General features: G+C 49.8%; 1 protein-coding gene. It reads left to right on the forward strand.

The window, feature by feature from the left end:
• The first annotated feature begins 103 nt into the window (after positions 1-103).
• On the forward strand, positions 104-511 hold the full coding sequence (locus HMPREF3149_RS10825; RefSeq protein ID WP_070538113.1) for a hypothetical protein: 408 nt from the start codon (positions 104-106) through the stop codon (positions 509-511).
• The last annotated feature ends 23 nt before the right edge of the window (positions 512-534 follow it).

The raw sequence follows: 534 nt of genomic DNA on the forward strand, positions 1-534 counted from the left end.
AAATGATTTTTAATAAAAATAGATCTCCACGTCTAGGTGTAGATAAACGGCTTAAGCGTAAGAAGTTGTATAGGTATGTGAGAGTGAAGAAGGTAGGTGATTAATGGCCGCGAAAACGTATCGGTTTACCCTGCGACTGGACGAGGAACAAGAACGGTTCGTCAAGGAGGTTGCCGAGCGACTTGATATGACGGTTCCTGAAGTGGTTCGGGGTGCAGTGGATAACCTTGCGATGACACTGCCAACGGGGTGGGAAACTAAGCTCAATGAACTGCCACCGGACACGCTTAAAGCGTTGAATATGTACACCGAACAGATCCGCCGAATCGGTGTGAATATGAACGGGGCAACGAGGACACTATTCCGTATGGCACGGGAGTTTGAAAGAACGGATTATCGTCTTTCCCGTGACTTGGATCCGAACACGCTTGTTGCCATAGCCGACGATCTGGAAGCCATGGCAAGAGACGTTGCCCGACTTGTGGAGAAGACATGTCGATCACGACGGTAACGAGATCCAAGGACGCGGTGGCG

The organism is Corynebacterium sp. HMSC05E07 (genome assembly GCF_001807225.1).
Taxonomy (GTDB): Bacteria; Actinomycetota; Actinomycetes; order Mycobacteriales; family Mycobacteriaceae; genus Corynebacterium; species Corynebacterium singulare.